Source organism: Hydrogenophaga sp., assembly GCF_051007235.1.
Taxonomy (GTDB): domain Bacteria; phylum Pseudomonadota; class Gammaproteobacteria; order Burkholderiales; family Burkholderiaceae_C; genus Hydrogenophaga.
In genome coordinates this window covers 1-17340 of sequence record NZ_JBPCSJ010000245.1, presented here as the reverse complement: position 1 = coordinate 17340, position 17340 = coordinate 1, and the positions used below count along the sequence as shown (strand labels likewise).

At 68.9% G+C, this 17340-nt stretch carries 14 protein-coding genes; 5 read left to right on the top strand and 9 right to left on the bottom strand.

The window, feature by feature from the left end; genetic code table 11:
* Positions 1–412: 412 nt before the first annotated feature.
* From ACR2JA_RS08915 to ACR2JA_RS08900, 4 genes are all read right to left on the bottom strand, one after another.
* Entirely contained in the window at positions 413–1225 is an 813-nt protein-coding gene (locus tag ACR2JA_RS08915) for a LytR/AlgR family response regulator transcription factor (RefSeq protein ID WP_434008739.1), read from the bottom strand.
* Between the two features lie 21 nt (positions 1226–1246).
* A complete protein-coding gene (locus tag ACR2JA_RS08910; RefSeq protein WP_434008738.1) occupies positions 1247–2323 on the bottom strand; it encodes a sensor histidine kinase in 1077 nt (358 codons plus the stop codon).
* A gap of 79 nt (positions 2324–2402) precedes the next feature.
* On the bottom strand, positions 2403–2678 hold the full coding sequence (locus ACR2JA_RS08905; protein WP_434008737.1) for a 2TM domain-containing protein: 276 nt from the start codon (positions 2676–2678) through the stop codon (positions 2403–2405).
* A gap of 80 nt (positions 2679–2758) precedes the next feature.
* Entirely contained in the window at positions 2759–3190 is a 432-nt protein-coding gene (locus ACR2JA_RS08900; RefSeq protein WP_434008736.1) for a DUF2306 domain-containing protein, read from the bottom strand.
* A 263-nt stretch (positions 3191–3453) separates the two neighbouring features.
* On the opposite strand from ACR2JA_RS08900, the gene ACR2JA_RS08895 reads away from it, so the two are divergent.
* On the top strand, positions 3454–4065 hold the full coding sequence (locus tag ACR2JA_RS08895) for a hypothetical protein (RefSeq protein ID WP_434008735.1): 612 nt from the start codon (positions 3454–3456) through the stop codon (positions 4063–4065).
* A gap of 72 nt (positions 4066–4137) precedes the next feature.
* Positions 4138–4962, top strand: a complete 825-nt coding sequence (locus tag ACR2JA_RS08890) for an undecaprenyl-diphosphate phosphatase (RefSeq protein WP_434008734.1) — start codon at positions 4138–4140, stop codon at positions 4960–4962.
* Positions 4963–5011: 49 nt separating this feature from the next.
* On the opposite strand, the gene ACR2JA_RS08885 is transcribed toward ACR2JA_RS08890, so the two are convergent.
* The 4 genes from ACR2JA_RS08885 to mutS all read right to left on the bottom strand — a co-directional run bounded on the left by ACR2JA_RS08885 (position 5012) and on the right by mutS (position 11550).
* Positions 5012–6949 (bottom strand): PAS domain S-box protein, encoded by a 1938-nt coding sequence (locus tag ACR2JA_RS08885; protein WP_434008733.1) that lies wholly within the window; start codon positions 6947–6949, stop codon positions 5012–5014.
* Positions 6950–7031: 82 nt separating this feature from the next.
* Positions 7032–7871 carry an alpha/beta hydrolase gene (locus ACR2JA_RS08880; protein ID WP_434008732.1) on the bottom strand — a complete coding sequence of 280 codons (840 nt, stop codon included), beginning with the start codon at positions 7869–7871 and terminating at the stop codon, positions 7032–7034.
* 151 nt (positions 7872–8022) lie between these two features.
* The gene (locus ACR2JA_RS08875) at positions 8023–8850 is read right to left on the bottom strand and encodes a peptidase (RefSeq protein WP_434008731.1); all 828 of its coding nucleotides are present in this window, start codon (positions 8848–8850) and stop codon (positions 8023–8025) included.
* 108 nt (positions 8851–8958) lie between these two features.
* The gene (mutS, locus tag ACR2JA_RS08870) at positions 8959–11550 is read right to left on the bottom strand and encodes a DNA mismatch repair protein MutS (protein ID WP_434008740.1); all 2592 of its coding nucleotides are present in this window, start codon (positions 11548–11550) and stop codon (positions 8959–8961) included.
* A 142-nt stretch (positions 11551–11692) separates the two neighbouring features.
* Here mutS and ACR2JA_RS08865 point away from each other — a divergent pair, with 142 nt between their 5' ends.
* Positions 11693–14947 carry a PAS domain-containing protein gene (locus ACR2JA_RS08865; RefSeq protein ID WP_434008730.1) on the top strand — a complete coding sequence of 1085 codons (3255 nt, stop codon included), beginning with the start codon at positions 11693–11695 and terminating at the stop codon, positions 14945–14947.
* Between the two features lie 77 nt (positions 14948–15024).
* On the opposite strand, the gene ACR2JA_RS08860 is transcribed toward ACR2JA_RS08865, so the two are convergent.
* Positions 15025–15969, bottom strand: a complete 945-nt coding sequence (locus ACR2JA_RS08860; protein ID WP_434008729.1) for an inositol monophosphatase family protein — start codon at positions 15967–15969, stop codon at positions 15025–15027.
* Positions 15970–16110: 141 nt separating this feature from the next.
* On the opposite strand from ACR2JA_RS08860, the gene ACR2JA_RS08855 reads away from it, so the two are divergent.
* Complete coding sequence (locus ACR2JA_RS08855; protein WP_434008728.1) at positions 16111–16860, top strand: RNA methyltransferase; 750 nt, start codon at positions 16111–16113, stop codon at positions 16858–16860.
* Positions 16861–16892: 32 nt separating this feature from the next.
* Positions 16893–17340, top strand: a 448-nt coding sequence (gene cysE / locus ACR2JA_RS08850; RefSeq protein WP_434008727.1) for a serine O-acetyltransferase, incomplete at its 3' end; no start/stop codon positions are given.

The following is a 17340-nucleotide window of genomic DNA, read 5'->3' as shown; positions in this document are numbered from 1 at the left end:
GGGACGTGGGGTGCCCGTTCTCCGGCTCACCTACCCGGCGGCTGGGCTTGTTAGCTGAGTTTGTTTCGTCAACACGGGGCTTGTTCGCAGTCGTGTGGGCAACCGCGAATGGAGCCTGCGCCCGGGCTCCCCACGTCCCAGCCCCGCTGACAGGTGGGCGCGCCCAATAGACACGGCAACCGGACCCATGAAATCCTCTGCGCACCATCGTCGCACTGCATGCGGGTGGTGAGGTCGGCGGGCGCAGGCTCCATTCGCGGTTGCCACAGAACAAGCGTGCCAACGGCCTGGTTGACGAAAGCATGCAAGCGGACCAAGGGTCTCCGCCCGCGAGCGTGAGCCGGAGAACGCCGGCCTCACCACCCGCATGACGCGAGGTGCATCAGAGAAACGGCTGCGCAAACAAACCAGGTCACATCGCCCGAAAACGCCCGGCGTAAAGCCGACTGACCGGCACCCGTTCCTGCAGTCCGCGCACCTCCAGGCTGAGCTTGCCTGCCTCGTCGCGGTGCACGCTGTGGATGGCATCGGCCCGCACCACGGTGCCGCGGTGGACCTGCCAGAACACGCTGGCGTCCAGCTGCGGCAGCAGGTCCTTGAGCGGGGTTCGGATCAGCACCTCGGCGTCGCGTGTGAGCACGCGCACGTATTTGTCGGCCGCTTCAAACACCAGCACCTCGTCCACCGGCACCAGCCGGATGGTGCTGCCCACGCTGGCCTGGATCACGCGCAGCGGTTCGCTGCCGGGCGCGGGGGCGGCGGGGGCCAGCAGGGCGCGCAGCTGGTCCAGCCTGTGGGCCAGCGTGGCGTCCGGTGCGGTGCTGGCCGGTGCGCTGCCGCGCTGGGCCAGCAGGCCCTGCACCCTCTGCACGGTGCGCGCCAGCCGCTCGGGCAGCACGGGTTTGAGCAGGTAGTCCACCGCCTGCGCTTCAAAGGCCTGCAGGGCGTACTGGTCGTAGGCGGTGACGAAGACGATCGCCGGAAAGGGCTCGCCGTCGGGCCATTCCTCGGCCAGTTCGGCCGCGGCTTCCAGCCCGCTCTGGCCGGGCATGCGGATGTCCAGGAACAGCACCTGCGGACGCAGCGCCAGCGCCTGCTGCACCGCGGCCGCGCCGTGGCCCACGGTGGCGACGATCTGCAGCTGCGGCCAGGCGCGGGCCAGTTCGGCCTGCAGCGCGGCGGCCAGCAGCGGTTCGTCTTCGGCGATCAGGGCGGTGGCGTGCATGGGGGCGCGTTGGTGTGGGTGTCAGGCAACTTGCCGCGGCAGGCTGAGGGTGATCTGCGTGCCCTGGCCGGGTGTGCTGGCCCAGTCCAGCCGGCCTTGCGTGCCGAAGGCGGTGGCCAGGCGTTCGCGCACCTGCGTGAGACCGAAGCCTGCCAGGGGTGTGCCGCTGCAGCCGACCCCGCTGTCGCGAACGGTGATGCGCAGCGTGTCGCCTTCGGCACTGGCGCTGACCACGATCTCGCCGCCTTCGACGCTGGGCTCCAGCCCGTGGCGGATCGCGTTTTCCACCAGCGGCTGCAGCAGCAGCGGCGGCACCGGGTGGCCGGCCAGGTCATCGGGCAGGTCCAGCGTGCAGCGCAGGCGCTCGCCCATGCGCACGCTCATGAGGCCCAGGTAGTCGCGCAGGCGCTGGAATTCCAGTGCCAGGGTGTGACTGCCGGCGGTGCCGTCGGCCCGCGAGGCGGCCAGCGTGGCGCGCAGGTAGTCGCCCAGCTGGTCGAGCATGGCGGTGGCGCGGGCCGGGTCGGTGCCGATGAGCACGCGCAGGTTGGCCAGTGTGTTGAACAGCATGTGCGGTTCGAGCTGGCTTTCCAGCAGCTTCAGCCGCGTGTCGGTGGCCAGGCGTTCGAGCGCGTGGGCCTTTTCGCGGTGGTAGAAGAAAAACAGAAAGCCCGCGCTGATGCCGACCGACCACAGCAGGAAGCCCCAGAAACGCTCGGGCGAGAGCAGGAGCAGCTGCCAGGTGGAGCGGCCGGTGTAGGCGTCGCCCATGGCGGTGCCGGCGGCATAACCCAGCACGATGGCCAGCAGCTGGTGCAGCACCGAACGGGCGTTGAGGGTCCAGTAATGCGGCGCCTCGGCCCGCAGCCAGCGCCGCAGCGCGATGCGCAGCGGATCGCACAGGAACCAGATGCAGGTGCTGATGCCGTAGCTGTAGACCAGCGAGGCGCCCAGCGGGTGCTGCGCGGGGCTGAAGAGGGTTTGCAGCAGCGCGATGACGGCGGCCACGCCCCAGACGATGAGCGCGCGCCGCTGCACGCCGGCCCGGCTGTCGGCGGGCAGCCAGCGCAGCCACCAGAGGCCGGTGTGCAGGGTCATGGCGGGGAGGTGTGCAAAGGGTGGGGGCGCGAACATTCTGGCACGGGCCTGGAGGCGTCCAACCCGGCCATGGGGACCATCAGCGGCGCTGCAGGCGTTGGCGTTCCTGCGCCAGCAGGCGTTCGCGCAGCCCGTCGCCCAGCGGGCGCAGCCAGACCACGGCGCCGTGCACCAGCAGGCCGAGGACCCAGCCGCCCGTGGGCAGACCCAGCCAACCGCTGCGGCTGCCGGCCAGCCACAGGCCCGCGTTGACCAGCACAAACACGGTGGCGTGGACCAGCCAGCCCAGGCGCAGACCCACGTTGCGGCGGGCCAGGCGTTCGAGTTCGGGCGGGAGCGGGGTGGTGGTGGTCATAGGGATCTCCAAGATGGGTTCCAAAACGGGGTCAAGCAAAACGGGGTCAGATTCCAATTTCAGGGATGCAGGCGTCGGCTTCAGAGCAGGCCCAGCCACTGGCCCCAGACCAGCTGGCCGAGGAAGCGCTGCGGCAGCAGGGTGAAGAGGCCGGCACCGATGCAAGCGCCCAGGTACAGGCCCAGCATGCTTTTGCGGTGACCGGCCACATCGCCCCGGAACAGGCGGCGGAAGGCCAGGAACAGGCCGACCAGCGTGTACGGCACGACCAGGTGGATGGGGGTGTAGCCTGCGATATTGGGCAACTGGAAGTCACGGATGAACAGGGCCGAGAAGGCGGTGAGCAGCATGAGCGTGACCCAGGCGTAGCCCGCGGCGCGGTGCAGGCGTGGGCGCTGGGCGGTGGCGAAACGCGGGCCGAGGCCGCGCCGCGCCCACAGGGCAACGGGCCCGATCACCAGCGCGGCGAGCGCGGTGGTCAGGTGCACGGCGATCATGGGGGTCATCTGCATGGCGGGCTCCGTGGGGATGCGGTTCGGTGGGCTGGGGGCGACTGTGCCGGCCGCGCCGCCGCCGCGCCACGGGCCTGCGACCAAACGCCCCGCGGCGGGCGCGAAACGGCGCCTGGGGCGCGCGACATGCACGGGATGCGCGACGGAGCGAACGCGTGGGGCACCGGCCGTGCGTGGTCCCTGCGGTGCCGAGGGACGGGCGCTTTTTACAATCGCCGGCAGTTCAGAGCGCTCAGGGCGCCATCAACAGGGAAGGGCGGTGTATGCAACAGGTGATGACAAGGCGCGCGGGCCTGCGCGCGGGCGGGCTGGTGGCCGTGTCGGGCTTGGCCCTGCTGGCGGGGTGCGCCGGCCTGGGCGGGCCGCGCACGGTGGAGATTTCAGAGGCGCGGCTGGTGGAGCTGATGGGCCGTTCGTTCCCGCGCAGCCAGCGCTACCTGGACCTGTTCGACGTGACGCTGAGCGCGCCGCGCGTGCGGCTGATGCCGGAGCAGAACCGGATCGGCACCGAACTGGCGTATTCGCTGGGCACCTCGGTGCTGAGCGAGCGGCAGATGACAGGCACGCTGGGCCTGAGCTACGCGCTGCGGCTGGAGCCGTCGGATGCGACGGTGCGGCTGGCCAACGTGAAGGTGGAGCGCTTTGACCTGAGCGGCCTGCCCCGGGCCTACGCGGGGCGGGCGCACCAGCTGGGCGCGCTGCTGGCCGACAAGCTGTTTGAGGACCTGGTGGTGCACCGGCTGGACGCGGCGGACATGCGCCGCCTGGAGGGCCGCGGCCTCAAGCCCGGCGCGCTGAGCGTGGTGCCCGGCGGGCTGCGCCTGCAGCTGGAGGCGGCGGACAGCGCCCCGCCCAAGGCCCAGCAGGTACGATAGCCGGCTGCAAAACAGGCCAGCCCTTGGCCTGTTGTCATTTTTGCGAACCGCCGCGCGCGGACCCCGACGTTTATGGATCTGATGCTGTTGATCAAGGCCGCCATCATGGGCGTGGTGGAGGGCCTGACCGAATTCCTGCCGATTTCGTCCACCGGGCACCTGATCCTGGCGGGCAGCCTGCTGGGCTTTGTCGATGCCAAGGCCAAGGTGTTCGAGATCGCGATCCAGACCGGCGCGATCCTGGCCGTGATCATCGTGTACTGGCAGCGCCTGCGCGAGACGCTGCTGGGCCTGCCCAGCCAGCGCCAGGCGCAGCGGTTTGCGCTCAATGTGCTGATCGCTTTCATCCCGGCGGTGATGCTGGGCCTGCTGTTCGGCAAAGCCATCAAGGCGAACCTGTTCACGCCCACCGTGGTGGCCACCACCTTCATCGTGGGTGGCTTCATCATTTTGTGGGCCGAGCGGCGCGCCCAGCAGACGGCGCGCATCCAGTCGGTGGACGACATGACGCCCTGGGACGCGCTCAAACTCGGCCTGGTGCAGTGCCTGGCCCTGGTGCCCGGCACCAGCCGCAGCGGTGCCACCATCATCGGCGGCATGCTGCTGGGTCTCTCGCGCAAGACCGCCACCGACTTCAGCTTCTATCTGGCCATCCCGACGCTGATCGGCGCCGGCGTCTACAGCCTCTACAAGGAACGCGCGCTGCTGTCGGTGGACGACGTGCCCATGTTCGCCGTGGGTCTGCTGTTCGCTTTCCTGAGCGCCTGGCTGTGCATCCGCTGGCTGCTGCGCTACGTGGCCAGCCACAGCTTCGTGCCGTTCGCCTGGTACCGCATCGCCTTTGGTGCGCTGATCCTGCTGACCGCCCACATGGGCTGGGTGCACTGGGCCGAGTAAACCGGCAGCGACCCGCGTCAGCGGTGGAGCGTGGGGGCCATTCTCGTGTTCAGTTCAGATCGGTCGGGTTGGGCGCTTCGTCCGGCAGCGTGAAGCAGAACGTGGCCCCCTGTCCCGGGGCCGATTGCGCGTCCATCACGCCGCCATGGCGCAGCACGATGCGCCGCGCCGTGGCCAGGCCAATGCCCAGGCCGCTGAACTCGTGCGGCAGGTGCAGCCGCTGGAACGGCTGGAACAGCTTGTCCGCGTGGGCCATGTCGAAACCAACGCCGTTGTCGCGGATGCAGAAACAGCGCTGACCGCCGCGGGTGGCGGCGAACACGTGGATGCGCGCGGCCGGCACCTTGGCGGTGTATTTCCAGGCGTTGTGCAGCAGGTTCTGCAGCAGGGCTTCGATCAGCGGCGGATCGGCCATGGCCAACAGGCCGGCGTCCACGCTCCACTGCACCTCGCGCTGCGGGTCGTCGGCGGCCAGTTCCTCCAGCAGCCGGGTGGCAATGGCGCTGATGTCCACCGGGTGGCGCTGCACCTCGCCGCGGCCGTACTGAGAGAGTTGCAGCAGTCCGTCGATCAGCTGGCCCATCTTGGCGCTGGCGCCCATGATGCGGCGCAGGTGCAGGGCGCTGGCCTCGCCCAGCACGGGGTGGTCGTCCTGCAGCGCCTGGGCAAAGCCGTTGATGATGCGCAGTGGCGAGCGCAGGTCGTGCGCCACCGCGTAGGAGTAGCTTTCCAGCTCGTCGTAGGCCGCCTTGAGCTCTAGCGTGCGTTCCTGGATGCGCTGTTCCAGGCTCGCGTTGAGCTGCTGGATCTCCAGCTCGATGCGCTTGCGCTCGGTGATGTCGAGCGTCACGCCCAGGGCGCGCCGCGCACGACCTTTGTCGTCGCGTTCGAACTCGGCCTTGACCGCGTGCCAGTGTTCGCGACCGCCCAGCAGCACGCGGTACTCGATTTCGTAAGCGGTCTGCCCCTTGACGGCTTTTGGCCAGAGCGTCTGCACGCGGGGCCTGTCATCAGGGTGGATGTGTTGCATCAGGTCCGCGATGGCGTAGTCGTTCTGCGGAAAGTCCAGGAAGGGCCTGTCGAGCGACAGGCTGGTGATATGTCCGGTGCCGAGATCGGCTTGCCACACGGCCATGCGGGCCAAGGCCTGTGCCTGGTCGAGCAGATTCTGCATGGTGCGCAGGGCGGTTTCCGTGGCCTTGATCGCGCTGAGGTCCTGCACCACCGAGATGAAATAGCTCGGGCTGCCATCGGCTTTGCGCACCAGCGCCACCGTGAGCTGCACCCAGACCCAGTGGCCCTGCTTGTGGCGGTAACGCTTTTCCAGCGTGTAGTGGTCGCGTCCGCCGCTCAGCGCCTGCTGCAGGTACGCCACGTCGGGGCCGATGTCGTCGGGGTGGGTGATGTCCTGAAAGCGCAGGTGCTGCAGCTCGTCGGCGCTGTAGCCGACGATGTCGCAGAAGCTCTGGTTGACCCGCAGCAACTGCCCATCGAGCGCGACGTGCGAGAAGCCCGAGGCCGCGTGTTCAAAGGTTTCCACGAACCGCTGCTGGCTCAGCTGGGCCTGTTCGGTGGCGGCCTGCAGGCGCCGGTTGCGCTGCTGCATCTGCGCGATGGCACCCACCACCACCAGCTGTGTGAGTGCATGCCACAGGTTGAGCCAGAAGGCCTCGCCCAGGTTGTCGAAGGCGAGCGCACCGTAGGGGCGGACCATGAAGAAGTTGACCAGCACCATGCCCAGCACCGTGCTGACCATGCCGGCCATGAAGCCCCCGTACAAGGCCGAGAGCGCCGCCGCCAGCGACAGGGTGATGAAGCGCCCGCCCGATTCGGCCGGCGCCAGGGCGACGCGCAGCCAGGCCGCCAGCAGGGTGAGCGCGATCGCCACCCCCACGCGCTGCCACGCGTGCAGGTGCCGCGGCTCCCAGGCCAGCAGACCTTGCCAGAGCTGCAGCCACACTGGGCTGGGGGGATGGGATGGCGTCATGAACCGCCATCGTAGCCACAGCGGCGGCGCTTGGGGGACTGGGGTGTCCGGCCTGGGCCGGACCGCGTGCCGGCGTGTGTGTTCAACGCGACAGGGCTTTGAGCGATGCGTCGATGGCCACCGCGGTCTCGTGCGGCTGTTCCATCGGGAACAGGTGGCTGCCTTCGATCATGCGCAGCCGGTCCGGGTGGTCGCGGCCCACCACCTTGTGCGTCATGGCCATGCCGACCTGCTTCATCTCGGCCGACTCGGTGCCACCGATGAAGGCCACCGGGCATTGCAGCGGGTGGCGGCGCAGCAGGCGGTCGAGGTTGTGGGGCAGGGTGTTGTAGATCGCGGTTTCCACGTCGCGGTCAAAGCCGAGCACGCGGCGCACGCCCTGGGGGGTGTGCTCGTCGTGAGTGCCGTGCTCGATGTAGTCGCGCAGCACCTGCGGATCCCAGCGGGCAAAGGCCTTTTTGTGGGCAAAGTGGTCGAACGCGGTCTGCGCGTCGGGCCAGGCGTTGCGGCGTTTGCGGCTGATCTTGCCGGGCGATATCGAGCCCACCAGCTGCGTGCGTTTGGCCAGCTCCAGCGCCCGTGCGCGCCAGCCGCCGAGAACCGGCGAATCGATCAGCAGCACGCCCTTGACCGGCTGGCCGCCCAGCACCGGGTGGCGCGCGGCGCACATGAGGCTGAGGAACCCGCCCAGCGAATGCCCGACCAGCCAGGCCCCCTGGCCATGGCGCTCGACCTCCGGCCCGGCAAAGTCGGCCAGTTGCTGCACCAGGTGCGGCCAGTTGCTGGTGACCGGGTACCGCGGATCGTGGCCGAATTTGTCGACCCCGCGCACGGTGTAGCCGCGCGCCCGCAGGCTGCGGAACAGCACCGCGTAGGTGCTGACCGGGAAGCTGTTGGCGTGGGAGAAAACGATCAGGGACATAGGCCCACCCCCGCGCCGCGCCGTGGGCGCGTCACCCCCTCAAGGGGGCGGTGCGAGTGGCGCGGCGAAGCCGGTTCCACCGCACCCCTGTATTGGGGCACCTCGCCCCGGAGGACTGTCTTCCCCTGAACCCTGTGCGACCGGGATGACATCAGATCAGCTTCTCATCGGCGTTCGTGATCTTCTTGAGCGGCTGGCTGCGGGTGCTGCAGCCCATCAGCGGCACGCTGGTCGGTGCGCCGTCCCAGGCCGGGTCTTCGATGCTGTCAAACACCTCGCGCAGCTTCTGGCCCCAGGTGTTGCGCACCATGCGGAAGTACGGGTTGTTTTCGTCGATGCAGGTGATCTTGTCGGTTTTGAGCGTGTCGGCTTCGTAGACCACCAGGTCCAGCGGCAGGCCCACCGAGAGGTTGGACTTGAGCGTGCTGTCCATGGACACCAGGGCGCACTTGGCGGCTTCGTCCAGCGGCGTGTCGAGCGTGATCACGCGGTCGAGCACCGGCTTGCCGTACTTGGACTCACCGACCTGGAAGAACGGCGTCTCGGGCGTGGCCTCGATGAAGTTGCCGGCCGAATAGACCTGGAACAGGCGCATGCCTTCGTTGCCGATCTGGCCGCCGAAGATCATCGACACGTTGAAGTCCACCCCGGCGCGCTGCAGCGCCTCGCCGTCGCGTTCGAACACGTGGCGCACGGCCGAGCCCAGCACGCGCGCAGCGTCGAACATGCTCGTGGCGTTCCAGATGGTGATGGGTTCGCCGCCGTCGTGGTGCGGCAGCTTTTCGACCTGCAGGATCTCGCGCACCGACTGCGAGATGCTCAGGTTGCCGGCCGAGAGCAGGCACATGAAGCGGTCGCCCGGCTTCTCGTAGACGATCATCTTGCGGAAGGTGCTGATCTGGTCCAGGCCCGCGTTGGTGCGCGAATCGGAGAGAAAGACCAGTCCGGCCTTGAGTTTGACGGCGACGCAGTAAGTCATGGGACGTGTGAGAAAGTTCGGGGTCTTGGCGTCTGGGCAAACCGCTCAGCACCGGAAAAAAGCAACCTTTGAGTGTAGGGCAGCGGCCCTTTCGGGCGGCTGAGCCACTCAGGCCAGCTTTTTGAGCTGGTAGATCAGGTCCAGTGCCTCGCGCGGCGACAGCGTGTCGGGGTCGATGCCCGCCAGCGCGGCCACCACCGGCGGCGTTTCGGGTTCGGGCGCAGCCGGGGGCGGGGCGAACAGGTCCACCTGGCTGCGGTGCTGTTCGCTCTGGCTTTCCAGCGCGGCCAGGGCGTGGCGGGCGTGCTGCACCACGGCGGTGGGCACACCCGCCAGGCGCGCGACCTGGATGCCGTAGCTGCGGCTGGCCGGTCCGGGCTCGATCTGGTGCAGGAAGACGATGCCGCCCTTGCCGCCGCCTTCGACCGCGCTCACGTGCACGTTGACCGCGCCGTGGTGGCCGGCCGGGAACTCGGTCAGCTCAAAATAGTGGGTGGCGAACAGGGTGAAGCAGCGCGCCTTGTCGTGCAGGTGGGCGGCGATGCCGCCGGCCAGCGCCAGACCGTCGAAGGTGGAGGTGCCGCGGCCGATCTCGTCCATGAGGACGAGGCTCTGCGGTGTCGCGGCGTGCAGGATCTGCGCGGCCTCGGTCATCTCGACCATGAAGGTCGACTGCGCGTTGGCCAGGTCGTCGGCCGCACCGATGCGGGTGTGGATGGCGTCGATGGGGCCCAGTCGGCAGCGGGCGGCCGGCACGTAGCTGCCCATGGAAGCGAGCAGCACGATGACCGCGACCTGGCGCATGTAGGTGCTCTTGCCGCCCATGTTGGGGCCGGTGATGACCTGCATGCGCTGCTTGCCGCCCAGCACCGTGTCGTTGGCGATGAAGCTGCCGCCGGTGGTTTCGTTGAGTCGCGCTTCGACGACGGGATGGCGGCCGCCGCGGATCTCGATGCAGGGCTCGGGCGCGAACGTCGGCTCGGTCCAGTTCAGGGTCAGCGAGCGCTCGGCCAGGGCGCACAGCGCGTCCAGCGCCGCCATGGCGCGGGCGAGCTGCGTCAGCGGGGCGATCCAGGCCTGTAACTCGTCGAGCAGCAGTTCGTACAGGTGTTTTTCGCGCGCCAGCGCCCGGTCCTGCGCGCTCAGGGCTTTGTCTTCAAAGGCCTTGAGTTCGGGCGTGATGAAGCGTTCGGCGTTCTTGAGCGTCTGGCGGCGGCGGTAGTCGTCGGGCACGCGGTCCAGGCCGCTGGCCGTCACCTCGATGTAGAAGCCGTGCACCTTGTTGAACTGAACGCGCAGGTTGGCGATGCCGGTGCGCGCGCGCTCGCGGGTTTCCAGGTCGATTAGGAAACCGTCGCAGTTGGTCTGGATGGCGCGCAGCTCGTCGAGTTCGGTGTCGAAGCCGTCGGCGATCACGCCGCCATCGCGCACCAGCGCGGCCGGCTCGGGCGCGATGGCCTGGGCCAGCAGCTCGGCACAACCCGCGGGGGGCACCAGGTCGGTGGCGATGCGCTGCAGCAGCGCGGGCGGCGTGGTGCCGATGCCCGCGGCCAGCGCGCGGGCGAGCTGCGCGGAGCGGGCCAGGGTCGCCGCCAGGCCGACCAGCTCGCGCGGACGCACCTGGCGCAGCGCGGTGCGGGCGGTGATGCGTTCGACGTCGCTCGATCCCTTGAGATCGCTGCGCAGGTTTTGCCACAGACCGCCGCGGAGCAGGCCGATGGCGGCCAGCCGCTCGCGCGCCTGTGTGCGCTCGCGGCGCGGCTCCAGCAACCAGTTGCGCAGCGCGCGGCTGCCCATGCCGGTGTGGCAGGTGTCCAGCAGCGAGAACAGCGTGGGACTGGTCTCGCCGCGCAAGGTGTGGGTGAGTTCGAGGTTGCGCCGCGTGTTCAACGGCAGGTCGATCAGCTCGCCGCTGCGCGCGACCTGCAGGCTCTGGATATGGGTGAGCGCGCGGCCCTGGGTGTGTTCGGCGTAGGCCAGCAGCGCGGCGGCGGCGGCGTGGGCGTCTTTCAGATCCTGCGCGTCCCAGGCGGCCAGGCTCGCGGCCTGCAGCTGTTCGAGCAGTTTGCGTTCGCCCAGCCTGGCGTCAAACGCCCAGGCGGGCCGGACCACGGCCACGGTGCGCTGTCCGCTGGGCAGTGCCTGCGCCGTGAGCTGCTGCAGCTGCTTTTCAAACGCGGGCGTGACCTCTGCGCTGTAGAGCAGTTCGCCGGGGCCGACGCGGGCGATCCAGTCGGCCAGCTCGTCACTGGCGCACTGCGCCATGAATACGATGCCTTGGGTGACCGACAGCCAGGCCAGGCCGGCGCCGGTGCGGGCGCCTGGGTGCACCGCCATCACCAGCGCTTCGGTCTTGTCCGACAGCAGTTCGGCGTCGGTCAGGGTGCCGGGCGTGACCACGCGGACCACCTTGCGATCGACCGGCCCCTTGGCGGTGGCCACATCGCCCACCTGTTCGGCGATGGCCACCGACTCGCCGAGCTTGATCAGGCGCGCGAGGTAGCTCTCGACCGAATGGAAGGGCACGCCGGCCATGACCACCGGCTGCCCACCCGACTGACCGCGCTGAGTGAGCGTGATGTCCAGCAGCCGGGCGGCCTTTTCGGCGTCGGCGTAGAACATTTCGTAGAAGTCACCCATGCGGTAGAACAGCAGGGTGTCGGGATACCCGGCCTTGAGGGCCAGGTACTGCTGCATCATGGGGGTGTGGTGGTCCAGCGGGGCGGTCAAGGCGGGCTCGGGCGTGCGATCGGATACGGCCGGCAACTGTAGCAGTTCGGCCCCGGGCCACGCTTGCGCCACAATGGGCGCCACCCTTGTGTTTTGCACCGTTTCCAGGCCCATGAGTCCAGCTCCTCACGACCCTGCCGGTCTGCCCTACGAAGCCATGTTCATGGCCGCCCCGGTGCCGGCGTCGTTGAGCCGCGCCTCCGACGGTGTGTTGCTGGCGGTCAACGACGCCTGGCTGGCCGCCACCGGCACGACACGTGAGGCCGTGCTGGGCCGCACCACGGTGGAGCTGGGGCACTGGCCCAGCGAAGCGGAGCGCCAGGCCTACCTGGCCACGCTGTCGCTCGAACCAGGCCAACGCGTCGTCTGCCTGAACGAAGACCGTGGCCACCGCGTGCGCTTGCTGACCCGCCGGCTGGACGTGTCGCCCGAGCCACTGCTGCTGGTGTTCCTGCTCGAAATTTCCCGCGAGTTCGAGGCCGAGCACGCCTTGCAGGCCATGAATCTGGACCTGCAGCAGCGGGTGGAGCTGTACGGTGCGATCGAGAAGCTGGCCCGGGTGGGGCATTGGACCAACGCGGTCGACGAAGAGCATGTGGTGTGGTCCAGCGGGCTCTATGAGCTGGCGGGCGTTGCCGAGCGGGAGACGCTGCCCCGGTCGATCGGGCGCGGCAGCATCCACCCCGATGACATGGCCGCCTGGATGGCCGCGCGTGAGGCCATGGACGGGCGCACGGTCGAGTTCCGCTGGCGCCGTCCGGACAACGGGCGAGACCTCTGGCTGCGCAGCCGCATGGGCCGCACATCGGTGGCGGGCAATCCGCGGACCGATTTCGGCGTGGTGCAGGACATCACGGCGGAGAAAGAGGCCGCTCAGGCGCTGGCCGCCCAGCTGGCCTTCCTGCAGAACATCGCGGCCCGTGTGCCGGGCGTGCTGTTCGAGGCGCGCGTGCGGCCCGACGGCAGCAGTTCGTTCGGCTTCATGAGCGAACGCGCACGCGACATGCTGGAGATCGATCCGCGCCAGCTGGCCGACAACGGCAACCTGTTCTTCCTGCGGGTTCACCAGGACGACAAGAAGCCGCTTTTGGTGTCGATGTTGCGCAGCGCCGAACAGTTGCTGCCCTGGCGCGGCGTGTACCGGGTGAAGTTGCCCCAACGGGGTCTGCGCTGGTACGCCGTGGACGCCCAGCCCCACCGGGAGCCCGATGGTTCCACGCGCTGGTATGGCTTCTGCAACGATGTCACGGTGTCGCGCCTGGCGCAGGAGTCGCTGTCCCGCCAGCACCACATGCTCGAAGCCGTGCAGCAGGCCCAGGCGGCGTTCATCGAATCGGAGGACAAGCGCTCGGCCTTCGCCGGGCTGCTGGAAACCCTGCTGTCGGTGACCGGCAGCGAATACGGTTTCGTGGGTGAGGTGTTGTTCGACATGCGCGAGCAGCCCAACCTCAAGACGCACGCGATCTCCAACATCGCCTGGGACGAGACGTCCCGGAAGATGCACGACGAGCAGCTGGAGTCGGGCATGGTGTTCCGCAACCTGCAGTCCCTGTTCGGGCACGCGCTGCGCACCGGCGAAACGGTGATCGCCAACGACCCGGCCAACGATCCGCGCTCCGGCGGTTGCATGCCGTCCGGGCACCGCCCCATGAAAGCGTTTCTGGGCGTGCCGCTGGCGGTGGGCGACCGCCTGGTGGCCATGGTCGGGCTGGCCAACCAGCCCGGGGGGTACAGCGAGGCCGACGTGGAGTTCCTGCAGCCGCTGCTGGGCGCGGTGCGGCAACTGGTGATCGCCTGGCGCGGCCACAACGAGCGCCGGCGGGCGCGGCTGCAGTTCCAGGCCACCAGCGCCCTGCTGGCCGAAAAGAGCGCCGCGCTGCAGCTCACGTTCGACAGCATCGACCAGGGGCTGACCCAGGTGGACGCGCAGGGCCGTGTGCGTTTCTACAACCGCCGCCTGCTGGAGTTGCTGGACCTGCCGGAGTCCTTGCTGGCGTCGCACCCGCTGGCGCACGAGGTGGTCGAGTTCCAGCGCCTGCGCGGTGACTTCGATGGCCTGCTGGACACGGTCGACCGGTCCGTGCGGGAATACCTGAGCAGCGGACCGGGTGTCCAGCCGCCCGAGCGCTACATCCGGTCCACCCAGGATGGCCGGGTGCTGGACATCCACACCCGTGTGCTGCCCGAAGGCGGCTTCGTGCGGACCTATTCCGATGTGACGTCCTACGTGCGCGCCGAGGAGGCCCTGCGCGACGAACGGCAGCGCCTGCAGTGGGTGCTGGAAGCCACGCGCCCGGGCATCTGGGAGACCAACATCGAGACCGGCGCCATGGTCATCAACGACCGCTGGGCGGAGATGCTGGGTTACACCGTCGCCGAGTTGATGCCGGTCACCTTCGACACCTGGCGCCGCCTGGTGCACCCGCACGACCTGGAGCGTGCCGAACGCGTGCTGCAGTGGCACTGGGCGGGCGAGCTGCCGTATTACGAGTGCGACATCCGCATGCGCCACAAGGACGGCCACTGGGTCTGGATCAACGACCGCGGGCGAGTGCACCGGCGCGGACCGGGTGGCCAGGCGCTGTACATGTCGGGCACGCACCTGGACATCCACGAGCGCGTGGCCGCGCAAGAGCAGGTGCGCGCGCTCAACGCCAGCCTGGAGCGGCGCGTGGTCGAGCGCACGGCCGAGCTGGAGCGGTCGATGAAGGACATGGAGGCGATCTCCTATTCCATCGCCCACGACCTGCGCGCTCCGCTGCGCTCGGTCAACGGTTTCGCCTCGCTGATCTCGGAGGAAGAGGGCGACAAGCTCAGTCCGCTGGCGCTCGACATGTTCCAGCGCATCACGCGCTCGTCGCGCAACATGGGCCAGATGATCACCGACATGCTGGAGCTGTTGCGCGTGGTGCGCGTGGAGCTGGAGCCCGCGTCGGTGGACATGGGTGCGCTGGTGCATTCGGTGGTCGACAGCCTGGCGTCGGACCTGTCACGGGCCGACGTGACCGTGCTGTCGCTGCCGCCGGTGATGGGCGACGCCACCTTGCTGCGGCAGGTGCTGGTGAACCTGCTGGACAACGCGCTGAAGTATTCGCGTCACCGCGAGCAGCCCCATCTGGTGCTGGGCCACGATGCCCAAAAGGGCGCTTTCTACCTGCGCGACAACGGCATGGGCTTTGACATGGCGCGCGCCGAAAAGCTGTTCGGCCTGTTCCAGCGGCTGCACGTGGGGTCGGACGTACCGGGTACCGGCGTGGGCCTGGCCATCGTGGCGCGCATCGTCGAGCGCCACGGCGGCCGCATCTGGGCCGAGTCGCAGCCCGATGTGGGCACCACCTTCTGGTGGACGCTGCCGCTGGAGGTGTAGCCCCCACGCTCCGCCGCTGCGCGGGTCGCTGCCCCTCCCGAGGGGGCTGACCTGGCTCGGGGTTGCCCTGGGCGGCGTCAGAACGGTGCGACGTAGACCGTGGGTGGGAAGTCGTCTTGCGGCGGTTCCTGTTTCGCCGGTGCGGCGTCGGCCGCTGCAGCCTCGGCCGCCGTGGGCAGGCCCTGGCGCAGGGCGGCTTTGTCGCCGGCGCTGGCGAATTTGCTGTACTTGCCCGTCAGGCCCACCAGCTGACCGTAGATCTTGGGGTTGGCGGCCAGGCACTCCCGTTGTTCCAGGAAGTTCGCCTCGCCGGTGAAGTTGCCCACCAGACCACCGGCCTCGGTCACCAGCAGCGCGCCCGCGGCCACGTCCCAGGCCGACAGGCCGGTCTCGAAGAACCCGTCGGAGAAGCCGGCCGCCACATAGGCCAGATCCAGCGCTGCCGAGCCGGGACGGCGCACGCCGGTGCACTTGGGCATGACCTCGCCGAGCAACTGCAGGTAGGTCTGCATCGCGTCGCCCGGGCGGAACGGGAAGCCGGTGGACAGCAGGCAGTCGCGCAGCGCGATGCGCTTGGCCACGCGGATGCGGCGGTCGTTCAGGTACGCGCCGCGGCCACGGGTGGCGCAGTACAGGTCGTTGCGGGTGGGGTCGTACACCACGGCCTGCTCGATGCGGTCGTTCACCATGAGCGCGATGCTCACGCAGTAGACCGGGAAGCCGTGGATGAAGTTGGTGGTGCCGTCCAGCGGATCGATGATCCAGACGTGGTTCTTGTCGCGGCCCTTGCCTTCGCGTCGTCCGGATTCTTCGGCCCAGATGCCGTGGTCGGGATAGGCCGTCAGCAGGGTTTCGATGATCGCGGCCTCCGCCGCATGGTCGACCTCGGTGACGAAGTCGTTGGTCTGCTTGGCCGACACGCGCACGGTTTCGACGTCGAGCGCCGCGCGGTTGATGATGGCGCCGGCGGCGCGGGCGGCCTTGATGGCCACGTTGAGCATGGGGTGGAGGTTGGACGACATGAATTGTGTTCCTGGGCTGGGCCGGGTGCGGCCATGGGCAGAGGGGCAAGAGCGGGATGCCGGGGCCTGGCGATGCGGGCAGCGACAATACCCGACATTTTACCGGCCCATTGCCTTTTGTTCCGCGACAGATTCCACACCATGCGCACCCGCTTCATCCTGATCGACACCAGCCATGCCGGCAACGTGGGCGGCGCCGCCCGGGCCATGAAGGTGATGGGCTTTGACGACCTGGTGCTGGTCAACCCGCGCTGGAAGAACGTGCTGCGAAAGGAAGAAACCATCCAGCGCGCCAGCGGCGCCAACGATGTGCTGGACCGCGCGCGGGTGGTGGACACGCTCGACGAGGCGCTGGACGGCGTGAGCCACCTGTGCGCCACCGCCATGACGCCGCGCGACTTCGGCCCGCCCACCCGCGCGCCGCGCGAGCATTTCAGCCGCCTGCTGGCCGATGCCGCGGCGCCTGGCGCGGTGCAGCCCGAGGGCGTTGCCTTCCTGTTCGGATCGGAACGCTTCGGCATGAAGAACGAGGACGTGTACCGCAGCCACGCCTGCCTTTCGATCCCGACCAACCCGTCGTTCGGTTCGCTCAACCTGGCCGCTGCCGTGCAGCTGGTGGCCTACGACTGGCGCCAGGCGCTGGGCGGTTTCGCGGTCACGCCGTCGACCCCCGAACGGCTGGCGGCCGACGCCAGGGCCGTGGCAGGCATGCTCGAGCACCTGGAGCGCGCGCTGGTGGCGGTGGATTTCCTCGACCCCGAAGCACCGAAGAAGCTGATGCCGCGCCTGAACGCGCTCTTCAACCGCGCGGTGCCGACCGAAGAGGAAGTCCACATCCTGCGTGGTGTCGCCAAGGCCATGCTGCAGACCGCGGACAAGGCCAGACGCTAGACTGGCTCCCCGACAACAAGACCAGGTTCCCCATGTTCGCCCGCCTCCGCTCCGACATCCAGTGCATCCTCGAGCGCGACCCTGCCGCGCGCAGCACCTGGGAGGTGGTCACCTGTTATCCGGGGCTGCATGCTGTCTGGCTGCACCGGCCGGCACACTGGTGCTGGACGCACGGCTTCAAATGGCTCGGGCGTTTCATCTCGCACATCGCGCGTTTCCTCACCGGCATCGAGATCCACCCGGGCGCCAAGATCGGCGAACGGGTGTTTTTCGACCATGCCATGGGCGTGGTGGTGGGCGAAACGGCCGAGATCGGCGACGGCTGCACCATCTACCAGGGCGTTACGCTTGGCGGCACCTCGCTGTACAAGGGTGCCAAACGGCACCCCACGCTGGGCAAGAACGTGGTGGTCAGCGCCGGCGCCAAGGTGCTGGGCGGCTTCGAGGTGGGTGACGGCGCGAAGATCGGCAGCAATGCCG

Coding starts and splice junctions, on each gene's coding strand:
- mutS (WP_434008740.1), bottom strand. CDS start 11,550: ATGATGCAGCAGTACCTGGCCCTCAAGGCCGGGTATCCCGACACCCTG.
- ACR2JA_RS08865 (WP_434008730.1), top strand. CDS start 11,693: ATGAGTCCAGCTCCTCACGACCCTGCCGGTCTGCCCTACGAAGCCATG.
- ACR2JA_RS08895 (WP_434008735.1), top strand. CDS start 3,454: ATGCAACAGGTGATGACAAGGCGCGCGGGCCTGCGCGCGGGCGGGCTG.
- ACR2JA_RS08890 (WP_434008734.1), top strand. CDS start 4,138: ATGGATCTGATGCTGTTGATCAAGGCCGCCATCATGGGCGTGGTGGAG.
- ACR2JA_RS08905 (WP_434008737.1), bottom strand. CDS start 2,678: ATGACCACCACCACCCCGCTCCCGCCCGAACTCGAACGCCTGGCCCGC.
- ACR2JA_RS08900 (WP_434008736.1), bottom strand. CDS start 3,190: ATGCAGATGACCCCCATGATCGCCGTGCACCTGACCACCGCGCTCGCC.
- ACR2JA_RS08875 (WP_434008731.1), bottom strand. CDS start 8,850: ATGACTTACTGCGTCGCCGTCAAACTCAAGGCCGGACTGGTCTTTCTC.
- ACR2JA_RS08915 (WP_434008739.1), bottom strand. CDS start 1,225: ATGCACGCCACCGCCCTGATCGCCGAAGACGAACCGCTGCTGGCCGCC.
- ACR2JA_RS08885 (WP_434008733.1), bottom strand. CDS start 6,949: ATGACGCCATCCCATCCCCCCAGCCCAGTGTGGCTGCAGCTCTGGCAA.
- ACR2JA_RS08910 (WP_434008738.1), bottom strand. CDS start 2,323: ATGACCCTGCACACCGGCCTCTGGTGGCTGCGCTGGCTGCCCGCCGAC.
- ACR2JA_RS08880 (WP_434008732.1), bottom strand. CDS start 7,871: ATGTCCCTGATCGTTTTCTCCCACGCCAACAGCTTCCCGGTCAGCACC.
- ACR2JA_RS08860 (WP_434008729.1), bottom strand. CDS start 15,969: ATGTCGTCCAACCTCCACCCCATGCTCAACGTGGCCATCAAGGCCGCC.
- ACR2JA_RS08855 (WP_434008728.1), top strand. CDS start 16,111: ATGCGCACCCGCTTCATCCTGATCGACACCAGCCATGCCGGCAACGTG.